Source organism: Paenibacillus sp. JT31N17 (assembly GCF_056269255.1).
On sequence record NZ_JBWDNP010000004.1, the window covers coordinates 58,191 to 72,150 of the forward strand.

The 13,960-nt window shown below is 51.5% G+C and carries 12 protein-coding genes; all 12 read left to right on the forward strand.

The genetic code is table 11. The features are described 5' to 3' along the window. Positions 1-294 precede the first annotated feature (294 nt). The 12 genes from AC0YOB_RS15875 to AC0YOB_RS15930 all read left to right on the forward strand — a co-directional run bounded on the left by AC0YOB_RS15875 (position 295) and on the right by AC0YOB_RS15930 (position 13,870). On the forward strand, positions 295-3,126 hold the full coding sequence (locus tag AC0YOB_RS15875; RefSeq protein WP_475793604.1) for a glycoside hydrolase family 9 protein: 2,832 nt from the start codon (positions 295-297) through the stop codon (positions 3,124-3,126). Next, positions 3,123-3,863, forward strand: a complete 741-nt coding sequence (locus tag AC0YOB_RS15880; protein ID WP_475793605.1) for a 6-phosphogluconolactonase — start codon at positions 3,123-3,125, stop codon at positions 3,861-3,863. The genes AC0YOB_RS15875 and AC0YOB_RS15880 overlap by 4 nt, the downstream gene beginning before the upstream one ends. Positions 3,864-3,875: 12 nt before the next feature. After that, complete coding sequence (locus AC0YOB_RS15885; RefSeq protein WP_475793606.1) at positions 3,876-4,529, forward strand: ThuA domain-containing protein; 654 nt, start codon at positions 3,876-3,878, stop codon at positions 4,527-4,529. A 17-nt stretch (positions 4,530-4,546) separates the two neighbouring features. Then, entirely contained in the window at positions 4,547-5,320 is a 774-nt protein-coding gene (locus AC0YOB_RS15890; protein WP_475793607.1) for a sugar phosphate isomerase/epimerase family protein, read from the forward strand. Positions 5,321-5,477: 157 nt separating this feature from the next. Beyond that, on the forward strand, positions 5,478-6,806 hold the full coding sequence (locus AC0YOB_RS15895) for an ABC transporter substrate-binding protein (protein WP_475793608.1): 1,329 nt from the start codon (positions 5,478-5,480) through the stop codon (positions 6,804-6,806). A gap of 97 nt (positions 6,807-6,903) precedes the next feature. Continuing rightward, positions 6,904-7,800, forward strand: coding sequence for a carbohydrate ABC transporter permease (locus AC0YOB_RS15900; protein ID WP_475793609.1), 897 nt, complete (start codon positions 6,904-6,906; stop codon positions 7,798-7,800). Further along, positions 7,793-8,653 carry a carbohydrate ABC transporter permease gene (locus AC0YOB_RS15905; protein WP_475793610.1) on the forward strand — a complete coding sequence of 287 codons (861 nt, stop codon included), beginning with the start codon at positions 7,793-7,795 and terminating at the stop codon, positions 8,651-8,653. Before AC0YOB_RS15900 ends, AC0YOB_RS15905 begins: the two co-directional genes overlap by 8 nt. Then, on the forward strand, positions 8,653-9,060 hold the full coding sequence (locus tag AC0YOB_RS15910; RefSeq protein ID WP_475787446.1) for a VOC family protein: 408 nt from the start codon (positions 8,653-8,655) through the stop codon (positions 9,058-9,060). The genes AC0YOB_RS15905 and AC0YOB_RS15910 overlap by 1 nt, the downstream gene beginning before the upstream one ends. A 92-nt stretch (positions 9,061-9,152) precedes the next feature. Further along, complete coding sequence (locus AC0YOB_RS15915) at positions 9,153-10,316, forward strand: MFS transporter (protein WP_475793927.1); 1,164 nt, start codon at positions 9,153-9,155, stop codon at positions 10,314-10,316. Positions 10,317-10,696: 380 nt separating this feature from the next. After that, complete coding sequence (locus AC0YOB_RS15920) at positions 10,697-11,569, forward strand: MurR/RpiR family transcriptional regulator (protein WP_475793611.1); 873 nt, start codon at positions 10,697-10,699, stop codon at positions 11,567-11,569. Continuing rightward, positions 11,553-12,548 carry a serine hydrolase domain-containing protein gene (locus AC0YOB_RS15925; protein WP_475793612.1) on the forward strand — a complete coding sequence of 332 codons (996 nt, stop codon included), beginning with the start codon at positions 11,553-11,555 and terminating at the stop codon, positions 12,546-12,548. The genes AC0YOB_RS15920 and AC0YOB_RS15925 overlap by 17 nt, the downstream gene beginning before the upstream one ends. Before the next feature lie 23 nt (positions 12,549-12,571). Beyond that, positions 12,572-13,870: an ABC transporter substrate-binding protein gene (locus AC0YOB_RS15930; protein WP_475793613.1), complete on the forward strand. Its 1,299-nt coding sequence runs from the start codon at positions 12,572-12,574 to the stop codon at positions 13,868-13,870. Positions 13,871-13,960 lie beyond the last annotated feature (90 nt).

A 13,960-nucleotide genomic window follows, 5' to 3' on the forward strand; every position in this document is an offset into this window, starting at 1 on the left:
ATGATTCTAAACGATGGTCCCTTGTGAAGAATTAATGCCGTTCAATAGGATTTTCCTGGAGAAGAAAAAAGTAACATACGCTGATAATCACTAAGTATTTCCAGCCTTATTACCGTTTAACACAGGAAAATGCCACGCAAGAAACCGGGAGGATAATTTTGATTTCATGTAAAAGTAAAGATTGACAAGGACCAACGAACCTGTTAATTTGAATGTGTAACGTTACACATTAGGAGATAAAGCGTCTCCATTACAGATTGTGACTGATTCAACATCACAGCTATGAGGTGCGAAATGAATGACAAATTGAGAAGAGCGATAGAAGAGAGCAACTACATACATGCTCCGATTCCATTTGATCCTTCAGAAGCGGCTGAAGTCCGTTTGGCCGCCAAGCCTGCCGTGACGAGCCGTCCGCTGAATATCACGGATTCGCTGAGTGGCTGGGAGCTGCAGGGGAAGTACGGGAATCTGGAGCTCAGCAGCGACTATAGCGGGAATGGCAAACAGACCTTATTGATGACAAGTCCCACCCGGATTGATACATGGGAACATGATTACGCGAGAATCTATGCCACTCCATCGATACTGCACCGCTTTGACCGCGAGGATTGGACGGCATACAACAGGATTTCATTCCAGGTCAGGCCGGAGCTGCCGGGCTTCAAGTTCGTCAGTCTCCATTTGCAGCTGATCAACAAGGGAGAGTTCCCGGTTCCGGATTTCTATTACCGCGAAGGCTGCCACAATATGAACCTGATCAACCATACATGGAATCAGGTCGTACTGGAAATCCCCAATATCGACCGCGATTGTATCACAGGCTTGTACTTTGGCTACGACATTGTCGGGAATGAGAATGAAGCAGCGACAACCGCCCGCTTTTACATCAAGGATATCGCCCTTGAAGTCATAGAAGCAGCGGATCCTTATAAAGGCTGGGAGGTTGAATCCGGGCGGATCTCCATATGCGGGAGCGGCTATCAGACAGGGTCATCCAAGACGGCGATTGCCGGCGAAATGAAAACGGATTCCTTCAAGCTTGTACAAGCCGGCACGGGAAAGGTCGTCCTGGAGAAGGAAATCCGGAAAGTTGCGAATGGAATGGCCAAATTCGGTGTCCTGGATTTCTCGGAGGTTCGGGAAAGCGGGAACTATCTCATCGTAGCCGGAGACGAGGTAACGCGCGTATTCCCGATCGGGGACCATGTCTGGGAGGACAGCGTCTGGAAGACGGTCAATTTGTTCTTCTGCGAGCGGTGCGGCTTCGAGGTGCCGGGCGTGCACAAGTACTGCCACGGCAATGTGGTCAACAAGCACGGAGACAAAAGCGTGGTGGCCAACGGAGGCTGGCATGACGCGGCGGACATGTCGCAGAATCTGACGAATACGGGCGAGGCGGTATATGCCTTCTTCGCAGCGGCCTTGAAATTCCGGGAGGATAAGCCTTTGTTCACAAGGCTTGTGGAGGAAGGCAAGTGGGGCCTGGAGTGGATGCTGAAGACACGGTTCGGGGACGGCTTCCGCACGATGGGTAGCGGGACTTCCGTTTGGACCAGCGGCATTCTGGGTGCGGAGGACCAGATTAATTCCGAAGCGCAGGATTTGGCGATCGAGAATTTCATGGCGGCGGGCGCCGAGGCATTGGCAGCGAAAGTGCTGAAGGACATCGATCCGCAGCAAAGCGCCTATTTGATCCGGGTTGCGGGCGAAGACTGGCAGAGCGCCTACGCGAAGATTGATCAGGAGCAGTACGTGGAAGCTATGGACCCTGCCCGGGTATCGTCACCGCTGCTGCTATATGCGGCAGCCTGCTGGGCGGCCTGCGATTTGTTTGAGGCGGGCGGAGATCCGTTCTACAAAGAGAAAGCGGTTGAACTGGCTGCTCTCATTCTGAGCTGCCAGCAGCAGGAAATTCCGGACTGGGATATTCCGCTTACGGGCTTCTTCTACCGGGACACGGATAAGCGGATCATTCAGCATTATAATCACCGCTCTCACGAGAATGAGCCGATTATGGCGCTGACGAGGTTGTGCGGGCTGTTTCCGGAGCATCCAGGCTGGATGAATTGGTATCACGGCGTTGTGCTGTACAGCGAGTATTTGAAGCAGATATGCGGGCTGATGGAGCCCTACTTTGTAACACCGGCTTCCATTTATCATGAAGACGAAGCGATCGACGACCCGGAGCTGTTCCTGAAGCAGCAGCCACATGCGGAGCAGCAGATGTTCGATGACTACCGTGAGCAGGTGCAGCAGGGAATCCGGCTGGGCGGAGGCTACTATCTCAGACGGATGCCGGTCTGGTTCAGCTTCCGGGGCAGCAATGCCATCGTGCTTGCAGGCGGCCATGCGGCAGCGCTCTCCGCGCATCTGCGCAATGACGGACAGCTCGCAGAGATTGCGCAGCGGCAGCTCGAATGGGTTGTCGGCAAGAACCCGTTCAGACAGTCGATGATGATTGGAGAAGGGTATGATTACGCGCAGCAGTACGTCTGCCTGCCCGGTGAATTAACCGGCTCGATGTGCGTTGGCATTCAAAGCTACCGCAATGAGGATATACCGTATTGGCCGCATGCAAACAATGCCGTATACCGGGAGCTGTGGGTCCATCCCAGCATCCGGCATCTGCTCCTCGTTTCGCAGATTTCCGGTCCGGCCCGCGTTACCGGGTATCTGACATGGGAAGAGGGCGCGGAGGTATCGTTTCGGCATATTCAGAGCGGCAGCGTAATGACGGTTACGCCTGAATACCGCACAGGCAAGGTGGTTGTGAAGCTTCCGGCGGGCGAATACGAGGCTTCCTATCAGGGGAAAAGCAAGCGCATAACCCTTCTGAGCGGCAAGGATTATGAATTGACGGCTCCATTCTACACGATTCAATCCTCCTATACTGTGGAGGAAAACAAGGTTCACATCCATCTGACGGCAAGCGGGGCGGAGGCTGCCCGATTGGAGCTGAGGACCTCTAATCTGAAGCTTGCTGAACATGAGCTGCAGGTAAGCGCGGGAGCGTCAGTGACGATAACCGCTGAAATTATAAATCGCAAACAGCCTTGGCTGGCTCTGGTTATACCGGAGGGGCGCTTGGCGGATAAAGTGGAAATCCAGGGAGGCCAACCATGAAAATAACCATCATGCCGGATGAACAGCAATTCGATACCGCCAGCGCATGGAGAATCATCGCCCAAATCCTGCAGAAGCCCGATTCGGTTATCGGGCTCTCTACCGGCCAGACAACCGGGGGCATGCATCATATCGTATCCGAAATCTACCGGCAGTTCCCATTCGATGTGTCGCGTGTAACCTTCTTCAACGTAGATGAGCTGACGAACCTGGAACGGGAATACGCGGGAAGCTGCTACACGATGATTTATGAACAGCTGGTCAAGCATCTGGGTATACCGGAGGACAACTTCATCATGCCTCCGACGCTGTCGGATAATTTTGAGGAAGAGTGCCGGATATTCGAGAACAGGCTGGCCAGCCGGGGCGGAGCGGATTTGCAGATGCTCGGAATCGGAATGAACGGCCATATCGGCATCAATCAACCGGGAACTCCGTTTGAGAGCGATACCTGGGTATCGCCGATGGACCCTGATTTTGAAGCCCGTGTCCGCAGGGAAACAGGAGTAACCGCCGAGCACGAACTGGGCGGCCTGACCCGCGGGATAAAAAACATTATGCACACCCGCAAGCTGATTCTCATCGCCAAAGGGGCGCGGAAAGCGGAAATCATCGAGCAGGCCCTGCTCGGCCCGGTGACGACGGATATCCCCGCTTCGGTTGTGCAGCTTCATCCAAACTGCGAAGTGCTGCTGGACTCTGATGCGGCTTCCCGGATCCGGCATGTATTTAACTAGGAGGAGATTGTTATGGGCAAAACGGCTTATCTGATTCGGGATGATTACTATCACCCGAAGGAAATCATCGATCCGGCCATGGAGGCGGTATTGGACGAATCGCGATGGAATATCGTTCGAACCGACCGGGTACGCGACTTGTTCGATACGGAAGAGCCGATCGATCTGGTGCTGTTCTTCACGAACGGAAGACCGGCGGGAGAGACGGACTTATCCTATGAAGAGCAGGATCGGATTGTGGCTATGGTTGAAGAGGGCATGGGCGTTATGTTCGTCCATGCGGGCCTGGTATTAATCGAAGCCGACAGCCCCTTCTATCTTAAGCTTGGCTCCGGGCGCTTCATCGAGCACTCGCCCGACCATGTGCCGGTTACCACGATTCCCATCCGCAATGTGTCGCATCCGATATTGGAGGGGATAGACGCATTTACGGTCAGTGACGAGCATTATTACTGCCAGGTCGATACCTCCCGTACGGATATGCTTATGATGAGCACGTCCAAATATGTGACGACAGCTGGCGCATGGGCCCATACAGTAGGGGCCGGGCGAGTGGCGGGACTGATACCCGGACACACGAAGGAAGCGCTTACAAACCAACAAATGGTTAAACTGCTTATCAATGCCACGGAATGGTGCAGGCGTCAATCAGCACGCGGCCAATAAGGGGAGTGAAGCTATCCATGCGTATTGCACTAGGTCTGTACTCTGTATTCCATGAGCTTCAATCCGATCTGGAATGGACGCTTGAGCGCGTTAAGGAGCTTGGATATGATGGGGTGGAATTTTACGGCGAATTCACCCACCCGCCGGAGCGGATCAGGGAGCTTCTGAATCGTTATGAATTGACCCATTGCGGCTGGCATACGGAATGGAAGCTGCTTCAACCGGAAACTCTGCCTGCAACGGTCGATTATCATCTGAAAGCCGGTACACCCGCGGTAATCATACCCGCTCTCGGCGGGCCTTGGGAAATCGCACATACGCTTGAGGAAGACAGTCCCGAGGTCTGGATTAAGCATGCGGAAGCCATGAATTCCCTGCATATTCAATTGCGGGAGCATGGCCTGCAGCTCGGCTATCATACGCATGCGCATGAATTTGCCACCCGTTATGGAGAAACGACGCCATGGGATTTGCTGCGCCGGTTTACGGATTCCGACATTATTCTTGAAGTGGATACCGGAAATTGCGCGGAGGCGGGTGCGGATACGCCTCAGGTGCTGTCCGCCATCGCCGGGCGGCCGAAGCTCCTCCACTGTAAGCCGTTCTCCGGGAAAACGGGACTGGAGAGCTATATCGGGGAAGACGGCGATATGAACGATTGGCCGGCTATCCTGCGCGAAAGCGAACAGGCAGGCACGGAGTGGCTCATCGTCGAGCATGAATCCGAGCTTATGTACCCGCAGCTGGATGGCGCCAGACGCTGTCTGGAAGGACTCCGGCGCTTTATCTAAAGGCCGGTGATCATCCGGTGGAGCAGGCGACAATAGTCTGGTGAAGCGTAAGCTGAAAGCTTTTTCTCAGAAGTACCCGGCAATGATGATAGATGAAGGTTCACCGCCTTGAGAGAATCGTCATTTATACATAAAAAATAAGGGGATGAAGTCGAACATGAAAAAAACACTGGTCGTACTATTAACATTCGTACTGGCAATTGCGCTTACGGCTTGTGGAGGATCAAGCGATAACGGGAACAATGCTTCCTCCGGGGCCAATACGCCTGCCAATGCCGGCACAAACGGATCCGATACGACGGAACCGGAAGCAAGCGCGGAACCGATCACACTGGAGTTCTGGACCTTGTCGCTCAAGCCGACGTTTACGGATTATATCCAGGGCGTCATCGACAAATTCACGGAGCAGCATCCGAACATCACCATCGACTGGCAGGATCTGCCCCAGGATGCGATCCAGAATAAGCTGATTGCGGCAACGGCTGGCGGTAAAGCGCCGGATGTCGTGAACATCTGGTCCCAATTGGCGCTCACATTGGCGGGCAAGGGTGCATTGGTCGATCTGAACAAGGAAGCGACTGATGAGCAGAAGAGTATTTATGCTCCGACATTGCTGGATACGGCCAAGCTGGGAGATGGCATCTATGCCTTCCCATGGTACACGACGCCGTCCATTCAAATGTACAACAAAGAGCTCTATGATAAGGCGGGTCTTCAGCCTCCGAAAACATATGAAGACATGTTTGCGACTGCGAAGCAGATGAAAGATGCGACTGGCGCTTATATGGTTCTTCCGGATTCGCTGACGCAAATTCTGCTGATGAACAACATTCCGGTGCTTTCTGCCGACAAGAAGACAGCGGCCTTTAACACGCCTGAAACGCTTGCGCTGCTTAACAAATACAAAGAAGGCATTGACGGCGGTTATATCTCGAAGACGGGCTGGGATAGCTGGGACAGCCAAATCCAACAGTTCTCTACAGGCAAGCTGGCATCCATCAGCACGGGTCCGCAAACGGTGAAAAGAATTAAAGATGAAGCGCCGAATATTTACAGCAACATGGGCATTGCAGATGCAATTGTAGGCTCTGCCAACATTACGCTCGGACCGGTGCAGGATCTGGTCGTGCCGACAGGCAGCAAGCATGTGCAGGAAGCGATCGCTTTCGCCAATTTCCTGACGAATGACGAGAATCAACTCGCCTTCTGCAAGCTGGTTCCGATTTTCCCAAGTACGATCAAAGCAGCCGCCGATCCATTCTTTACCTCGGATACCCAAACGATCGAAGGTCAGGCGAACGCGGCGGCAGCCAAATCCAGCGCGCATATGAGCGATGCGACGCTCGGCGTTGCCAATGACGACGAAGTGAAGAAAGAGATCGACACGATCTCGGAAGCAATATTCATGGCTAATGTGGAACCGCAGGTTGCGCTCGACAAGGCGGAGAAAAAAGTCAACGAGATGCTTGCTAAAAACAATAAATAAGGCAGCGGCGGAATTTGCCGGCGATCCCCGGATTTTCCTTCCCTATCCTTCTCTTGGGATGGGGAAGCGGGGAGCTTGAATAGGGGAGAGGATCATTATGGGTTTCAGGCTCTCGAAACGAAAATGGAAGGAGACCGGCAAGGCTTATTTATTCATGGCTCCGGCTCTGATTCTGCTTGCCGTTTTCGTGTTTTATCCGATCGTGTACAGCATACCATTGTCATTCTATGACTACTCCATCATCGGAGAGAAGAAATTCGTGGGCCTCGATAATTTCGAGAGAGCATTTCGCGATAGCGACTTTATCAAATCGTTATATAATTCAGCCATATTCGTATTGGTCGTTCCGCCGCTTCAAATTTTGTCGATTATCGTTGCCTCGATGGTTAACCGCAAAATAAAGGGAGTAAAGACGTTCCGGGTATTATTCTATCTCCCCGTCGTCACCTCCATGATGGCCGTAGGCATCATATGGAAGTTTATTTTGAATCCCGATGGCATCATTAATACGTTCCTGATTCATAATCATGTGATCAACGAACCCATCTATTTCCTGAACGATTCCCGTCTGGCGATGATTACGATTATGTTCGTTACCATCTGGCAGGGACTGGGTTACTATATGATGCTCTATTTGGCGGGACTGCAGTCGATCCCCGAGGATCTGGAGGAGGCGGCAACCATCGACGGGGCGAGCAAGCTCGTCAGCTTCATCCGGATCAAGGTTCCTTTGCTTAAGCCCTATATCTGGTTCTGTACGCTGACTTCCGTTATGGCGGCGGTTGGAGTGTTCGATGTGGTGTTTGTCATGACTGGCGGCGGACCTGACAAGGCGACGCTGGTAACCAATCTCTATTCTTACAACCAGGCGTTCCAGAATTTCGATTTCGGGTATTCCTCGGCGGTTGGCCTCGTTCTGGCGGTCGTTACATCCATCTTTAGCGCCATCGTGTTTGTGTACGGGAATAAAGGAGGTATGAGCCACAATGACTAACTCCACGACGGGCAAGCTGCAAAGCGGCAGGCGTGTAAGCCCATCATTCAAGGTCAGGGCGGGCAGCGCCGTTCTTTATCTCATTCTTATTCTGCTTGCGGTGCTGTGCGTAGGTCCATTCCTGTGGCTGCTGAGCGCTTCGTTCAAGGTGAATGAGAATATTTATGAGCTGAATCTGTTCAGCCACATTACTCTCTCCAACTATACGGGCGTTATTACCTTTATGGGACTGCAAAAGTTTTTCTTCAACTCGGTCATTATCACGTTTGGCGGCATTTTCATTGATGTGGTTTGTTCCGCCTTATGTGCCTATGCGCTTGCCAAAATGGATTTCTACGGCAAGAAGGTCGTGTTTACGGCACTCATCAGCGCCATGATTCTTCCCGCGGCGGCAGGACTTGTCGTCAATTATTTGACCATTTCAAGCCTGGGCATGCTGGGCACCTATATGGGTGCGATCCTGCCGGGAGGCGTGAGCGTATTCAGCATCATTCTGCTGCGGCAATCCTACCTGGGAGTGCCGCGTGAATTGATGGAGGCTTCCCGGATCGACGGGGCATCCGAGCTGCGGACCTGGGCAAGCGTTATGATTCCGGCGATCATGCCGTCCATCTCGACTGTCATTATCTTCGACTTTATTAACAAATGGAACGCGTTCCTGTGGCCGATGATCGTATTGGATGCCAAGCAGTATCCCATCGCGGCGGCGCTGCAGACGCTGAGCGGGCAATTCAATTACAAGTTTGGTTATGTGGCGGCGAGCACTTTTCTATCTATTGTTCCGGTCGTCATTATCTTCCTGATCTTCCAGAAGTATTATCTCAATACGATTGCGGGAGCGATTAAATCCTAATGTATACGACAAATAAAAAGCTGGGCATTCATCATATTTGCCTGAAGACGCCGGATCTTGCCCGGACGGTGAAGTTCTATATGGAAGGTCTGGACGCCCGGTTTGTGGTGGAGTGGGGGAAGGACGGGGCTTCCGACCATGCTATTCTGGTTGATTTGGGGGATGGAGACTTTCTGGAGATATTCGAGTCGTCCGAGGATTTTGGAGAAGGCAAATGGCAGCATGTTGCCCTGCGAACCGAAGATATCGAGGAATCGGTGCGCAAAGCGGTGGAGGCCGGCGGCGTAGCCCGCTTTGCACCGCAAGATGCGGACATTCATGCCCGTTCGGGGGAAATCGTCCGCATGCGGTTTTGCTTCGTTGATGCTCCTGGCGGGGAAGTGATCGAATTCATCCAGGACAAATAATCCGGAGGCTGACGTCCGGCAATGCCGCGCTGTTTGCCCTAGAAGGCATTCTGGCGACGCTGTTCGTCCAGCTGGGCAACAATAACTCGAATCTGTTCGCGACCCGGATCGGAGCGACCGACTTTCAGATCAGTCTGGTTTCATCGCTTCCTCCGCTTATGGGCATTCTCGTCCTTATTCCGAGCGCGCTCTTGATCGACCGGCTGGCTAACAAGCGGCCGGTGGTCATGTGGACCGCTTTTTTATTTGGACTTGTCTACTTTCTGATCGGACTGTCGCCGTTTATCGGGAATCACGCCATCATCATGTATCTATGCCTGCTGCCGCTGGCCAGTATTCCGCTCTCCATCTATATGTCCTCCTGGCAGGCTTACTTCTCGGATGTAATTCCGGAGGAAGGCAGAAATGCGGCCTATACGCTGCGCACGAAGCTGACCTTTGCGGTAGGGATTATCGTTCCGCTGCTTGCGGGGGTTATTTTATCCCAGGCGGCAGGGCAGCAGAAGATTCTCGTTCATCAAGCTTATTGCATGCTGTGCTTTCTCTTCGCCATTGGCCAGGTGCTCGTTCTTCGGCGGATTACCGGAGGGGATACGAGGCGGCAGGCTGTGCTGAGGTTCAAGGATTTTATGGATGCCTTCCGCAAGAGTTTTGCCAGTCGGCGGTTTATCGGTTTTCTGGTCGTGGCGGTCATTTTTCATATGGGTTGGCATATGCAGTGGTCTTTAACTTTTCTGTCGCAAATCCGCTATCTGCAGGCTAACGAGGCTTGGCTGAGCTCGATCAACGTCGCCTCTGCGGCGGCCCAGTTTCTGTCGATTGGCTTTTGGAGCAGGCTGAATTCGCGCAAAGGAATACGATATACGCTTATTTACGGCATTGGGGGCTATATACTGGCTTCTGTTGCGATGATGCTGGCCTTGCAGCTGGACCCCGGAGTTGCGCGTCCTTTCTTCCTGATCGGCAATACCATTGCCGGCTTTATCATTGGAGCCCTGCAGCTGGCGCTGGTTCAGTGCCTGCTCGAAGCGATCCCGTCCGGCAACAGTACGATGAATATCTCTATCTATCATACGCTGATTATGGTAAGCAACGGCGTTATGCCGATTCTCGGCGTAAAAATATACGGAGCCCTGGGCTCGGATCGTCATGCGATGATACTCACCTTCGGTATTACTTGTTCAGTGCTTCTGGCAGCCGCCGTGAGCGCATGGCTCAGGTGGCATCGGATGCGCTTTGTTCAAGCGCAGGCATAGGAGAAGAGGATAGCTGGACAAGGTTAATGCTTCGCTTCTTTTTGAGGCGGGGCGTTTTTTGTTTGAATGACCCTTATACCCATACGGAGTTGAAAAAAATCAGAAGAGGCTATGACAGTTCCCCAGAAGGCGAATTATCATAGTCTCTTCTGATTGCCACTTATTAGTTGGTGCAGCTCAAGTAACATTAAGGTTACTATTGTGTCAGATTGCATGTCAAAAAGGATAAACCTCACATGAAACGTGAAATAATATTTTATAAATCGATTGATATTTATGAAATAATGATTTATCATGTGATCAAGAGTTGTTACCGGTAAACAACGATTATCATTTTTATCCATTTTTAACACATGGTTACTGAAAGTGGGGGTTTACACATGCATGGTGGACTTGTAAGCATTAAGGAGGCTCTTCATTTGTTAAAGCCTCAGGAGCAGATAGTGGCCGATTTCATACTGGAGCATCCGGAACAAATCGTGAATCTCTCTGTTCAGAAGCTTGCAGAGCTTACGGGTGTCAGCGAGGCTACCATTGTTAGATTGTCACGTTCATTGCAATTCAAAGGGTTTCAGGATTTGAAAATGCGGATTGTGGCGGACCTGGCTCAAACCGCGCAGGCTTCAAAGGAAACAGATACTTATCAGGAAATTCAGCCTAATAGCTCTGTATCCGCTTTAATTGACTCTATATCACACAACAATGCCCAGTCCATTCAGGATACGCTGTCGGTACTGTCGGTCCAGGAAGTGGAGAAAGCTATAGAGTCCATCGGCAAGACGAGAAAAATTTGCATCTTCGGCGTTGGCGCGTCAGCTGTAATTGCGCAGGACTTTATGCAAAAACTGACTCGTATCGACCGATGGTGCGAGGCTGCGTATGATTTCAACTCGCAGGCGACCTTGGCGGCGAATTTGAAGGCGGGGGATGTGGCGTTCGGTATCTCGTATTCGGGGCAGACGGAAGATATTATCGGCTCGCTCTCGATTGCACGGCAGAACGGAGCTACGATTATTACGCTTACCAAGTTCGGCAGCAATCCCGTATCTGATCTGGCGGATGTCCGGCTGTTTACCAGTTCATTAGAGAAGAGCATACGAAGCGGAGCGATGGCGTCCCGAATTACGCAATTAAATGTCATCGATATCCTGTTTGTGGGGATCGCTCAGCTGCAGTATGACGAAACGGTAGAATTGCTGGAGAGAACGAGAAAAGCGGTGAGCCGCTCTAAGCGCAATGGAAACAATAAATAAATTAATTAACCGGTGGGTTCAGGATAAGCGGATTCCAGGCGCTGTACTGGATGTCCGGTTCAAAGGCAGGCAGCAGGTTCAAGCTTCTTATGGAAGCGCCGAATTAACGACACTGTATGATGTGGCTTCGCTAACGAAAGTAGTCGTCACCCTGCCGGCTATTATGAACCTGCTCCAAGCATCAAAGCTGTCGCTGAGTGATCCGGTACAGCAGTATATTCCGGAGTTCCGGCATGACAAGGTAACAATCGGCCACTGTCTGCAGCATACTTCAGGGCTGCCTTCATCGCTGCCGGGTTATCGGGAGCGGTATGCCGCAAGAGATGTCAGGCAGGAAATTTTGTCTCAAGCACTTGATTTTGAACCAGGCGAACGTGTGCAATACAGCGATCTCGGAATGATACTCGCCGGATGGTTGATCTCTCGCATATCCGGAAAAAGCCTGGATGTATTTGCAAAAGACGGAATATTCAAAAAATTAGGCATGACTGATAGCTGCTTTAATCCGCCAGCGGCCTGGAAGGATCGGATTGCTCCAACGGAATGGGACGGCAGCAAGTACATCGCAGGTGAAGTGCATGATGAAACTTGTTATCGTCTCGGGGGAGTATCCGGAAGCGCAGGGTTATTCTCGTCAGCCGGGGATTTATCGCTTTATGCCCAGTGCTGGCTTTACCCTGAACGCTTTTCGTTATTAACCAGGGGTTGGATAGAATCTTGTACGAAATCTCCATTTGAGGGGCGGGGCATTGGCTGGCAGGTCCAGGACGGCCGGGATTCGACGCTCGCTTGCGGCCCGGGATGGCCGATCGGGAGCTTCGGGCACACGGGTTTTACCGGAACCAGCCTTTGGATTGATCCTGTTCGGGAGATTACCGTCGTATTTCTTACAAATGCGGTTCATTACGGCAGGGATAATCCAATTAAGCAGCTGAGACCCATCCTTCATGAAGCAGTAATGGCCTCATTAATAGACTAGGTAGCGGGAGAGGAAGCATGAAGATGAAACGTTTGTTTAGCCTGGTAACCCTATTATTCATTACCACGTCTGTTATTCTATCCGGTTGTGGCAGCAGCAATAACGCAAATAGCCCATCGTCCGAGAACGCTGCGGCATCTTCGGGATCATCCAATGGCGAAAAAGTGAAGCTGACCATGGGAAGCTGGCGAACAGAAGACAAGGCTGTTTATGAGAAAGTATTTGCGGAATTCAACAAACAGAATCCGAATATTGAAATTGAATTCGCTCCAACGAAAAGCACGGAATACAATACGGTATTGAGCACTGCCTTGCAAACCGGCGAAGGTCCGGACATCATTCATCTGCGTCCATATGCGGCCGGGACATCGCTAGGCGATTCCGGTTTCATTGAGCCGATAAACGGCCTTCCTGGCCTGGATGCGTTCCCGGCTGACGTACTGGCGGCATCTACGGGGAAAGACGGCAATATCTATGGTGTGCCCATGGCGCTAAACACAGTCGCAATTATGTACAACAAGAAGATCTTTAAAGACAATAGCATTGAAGTGCCGACAACTTGGGATGATCTGATTAAGGTTTCCCAAACCCTGAAGGACAATAAAGTGATTCCATTCGGCTTCGGCGGGAAGGATGGCTGGATTCTCTCGATTACACAAGGTGTAATGGGTCCTGCAGGATATGGCGGTAACGACTTTACAAGCAAGCTGCTCAAAGGCGAGAAGAAATTTACGGATCCGGAATATGTGCAATCCCTGCAGCTAATGAAAGACTTGACCCCGTTTTTCCCTGATAAATTCATGGGTATAAGCTACGAGGATATGAGAACCCTGTTCGTAACGGAGCAGGCGGCGATGTATATTATGGGTGATTTTGACGTAGCGGTAATCCAATCGATGAATCCTGATCTGGAATTGGGAGTGTTTCCGGTTCCTCCCAAAGCGGCCGGCGGTAAACCAACCGTATCGACTTATGTAGATGGCTCTTATGCGGTCAATTCGAAATCAGAGCATAAAGAGGAAGCGAAAAAATTCCTCGAATTTGCAACAAGCAGCGAATTTGGCAATTTGTTCGCTAATGAAATGAAACGCGTCAGTCCGATTCCCGGGGTAACTGCCGATGATCCGATCATCGCCCAGTTCGCTGAATATGCCGGTACAATTTCGACTCCGTATATGATGGTTACAAATTTCAACAGCGGCAACCCGACAACCAAGGTTACGCTTGAGAATTCTATGCAGGCCTTATATCTGGATAAGTTGAATGCAGAGCAAGTAGCGGAAGAGCTTCAGAAGAACGCGGATACCTGGTTTAAACCGTAAACCGGACCATCTGATTCGACATTGACGGCAAGCCCCGGAAGATAAAGTCCCGACATGTGGGGATATAAGTCCGCTGGCGGTGCTTACTTT

Bases quoted from the DNA above. Each gene is read 5' to 3' on its own strand.
- AC0YOB_RS15875 (WP_475793604.1), top strand. From the start codon at position 295: ATGAATGACAAATTGAGAAGAGCGATAGAAGAGAGCAACTACATACAT.
- AC0YOB_RS15880 (WP_475793605.1), top strand. From the start codon at position 3,123: ATGAAAATAACCATCATGCCGGATGAACAGCAATTCGATACCGCCAGC.
- AC0YOB_RS15885 (WP_475793606.1), top strand. From the start codon at position 3,876: ATGGGCAAAACGGCTTATCTGATTCGGGATGATTACTATCACCCGAAG.
- AC0YOB_RS15890 (WP_475793607.1), top strand. From the start codon at position 4,547: ATGCGTATTGCACTAGGTCTGTACTCTGTATTCCATGAGCTTCAATCC.
- AC0YOB_RS15895 (WP_475793608.1), top strand. From the start codon at position 5,478: ATGAAAAAAACACTGGTCGTACTATTAACATTCGTACTGGCAATTGCG.
- AC0YOB_RS15900 (WP_475793609.1), top strand. From the start codon at position 6,904: ATGGGTTTCAGGCTCTCGAAACGAAAATGGAAGGAGACCGGCAAGGCT.
- AC0YOB_RS15905 (WP_475793610.1), top strand. From the start codon at position 7,793: ATGACTAACTCCACGACGGGCAAGCTGCAAAGCGGCAGGCGTGTAAGC.
- AC0YOB_RS15910 (WP_475787446.1), top strand. From the start codon at position 8,653: ATGTATACGACAAATAAAAAGCTGGGCATTCATCATATTTGCCTGAAG.
- AC0YOB_RS15920 (WP_475793611.1), top strand. From the start codon at position 10,697: ATGCATGGTGGACTTGTAAGCATTAAGGAGGCTCTTCATTTGTTAAAG.
- AC0YOB_RS15925 (WP_475793612.1), top strand. From the start codon at position 11,553: ATGGAAACAATAAATAAATTAATTAACCGGTGGGTTCAGGATAAGCGG.
- AC0YOB_RS15930 (WP_475793613.1), top strand. From the start codon at position 12,572: ATGAAACGTTTGTTTAGCCTGGTAACCCTATTATTCATTACCACGTCT.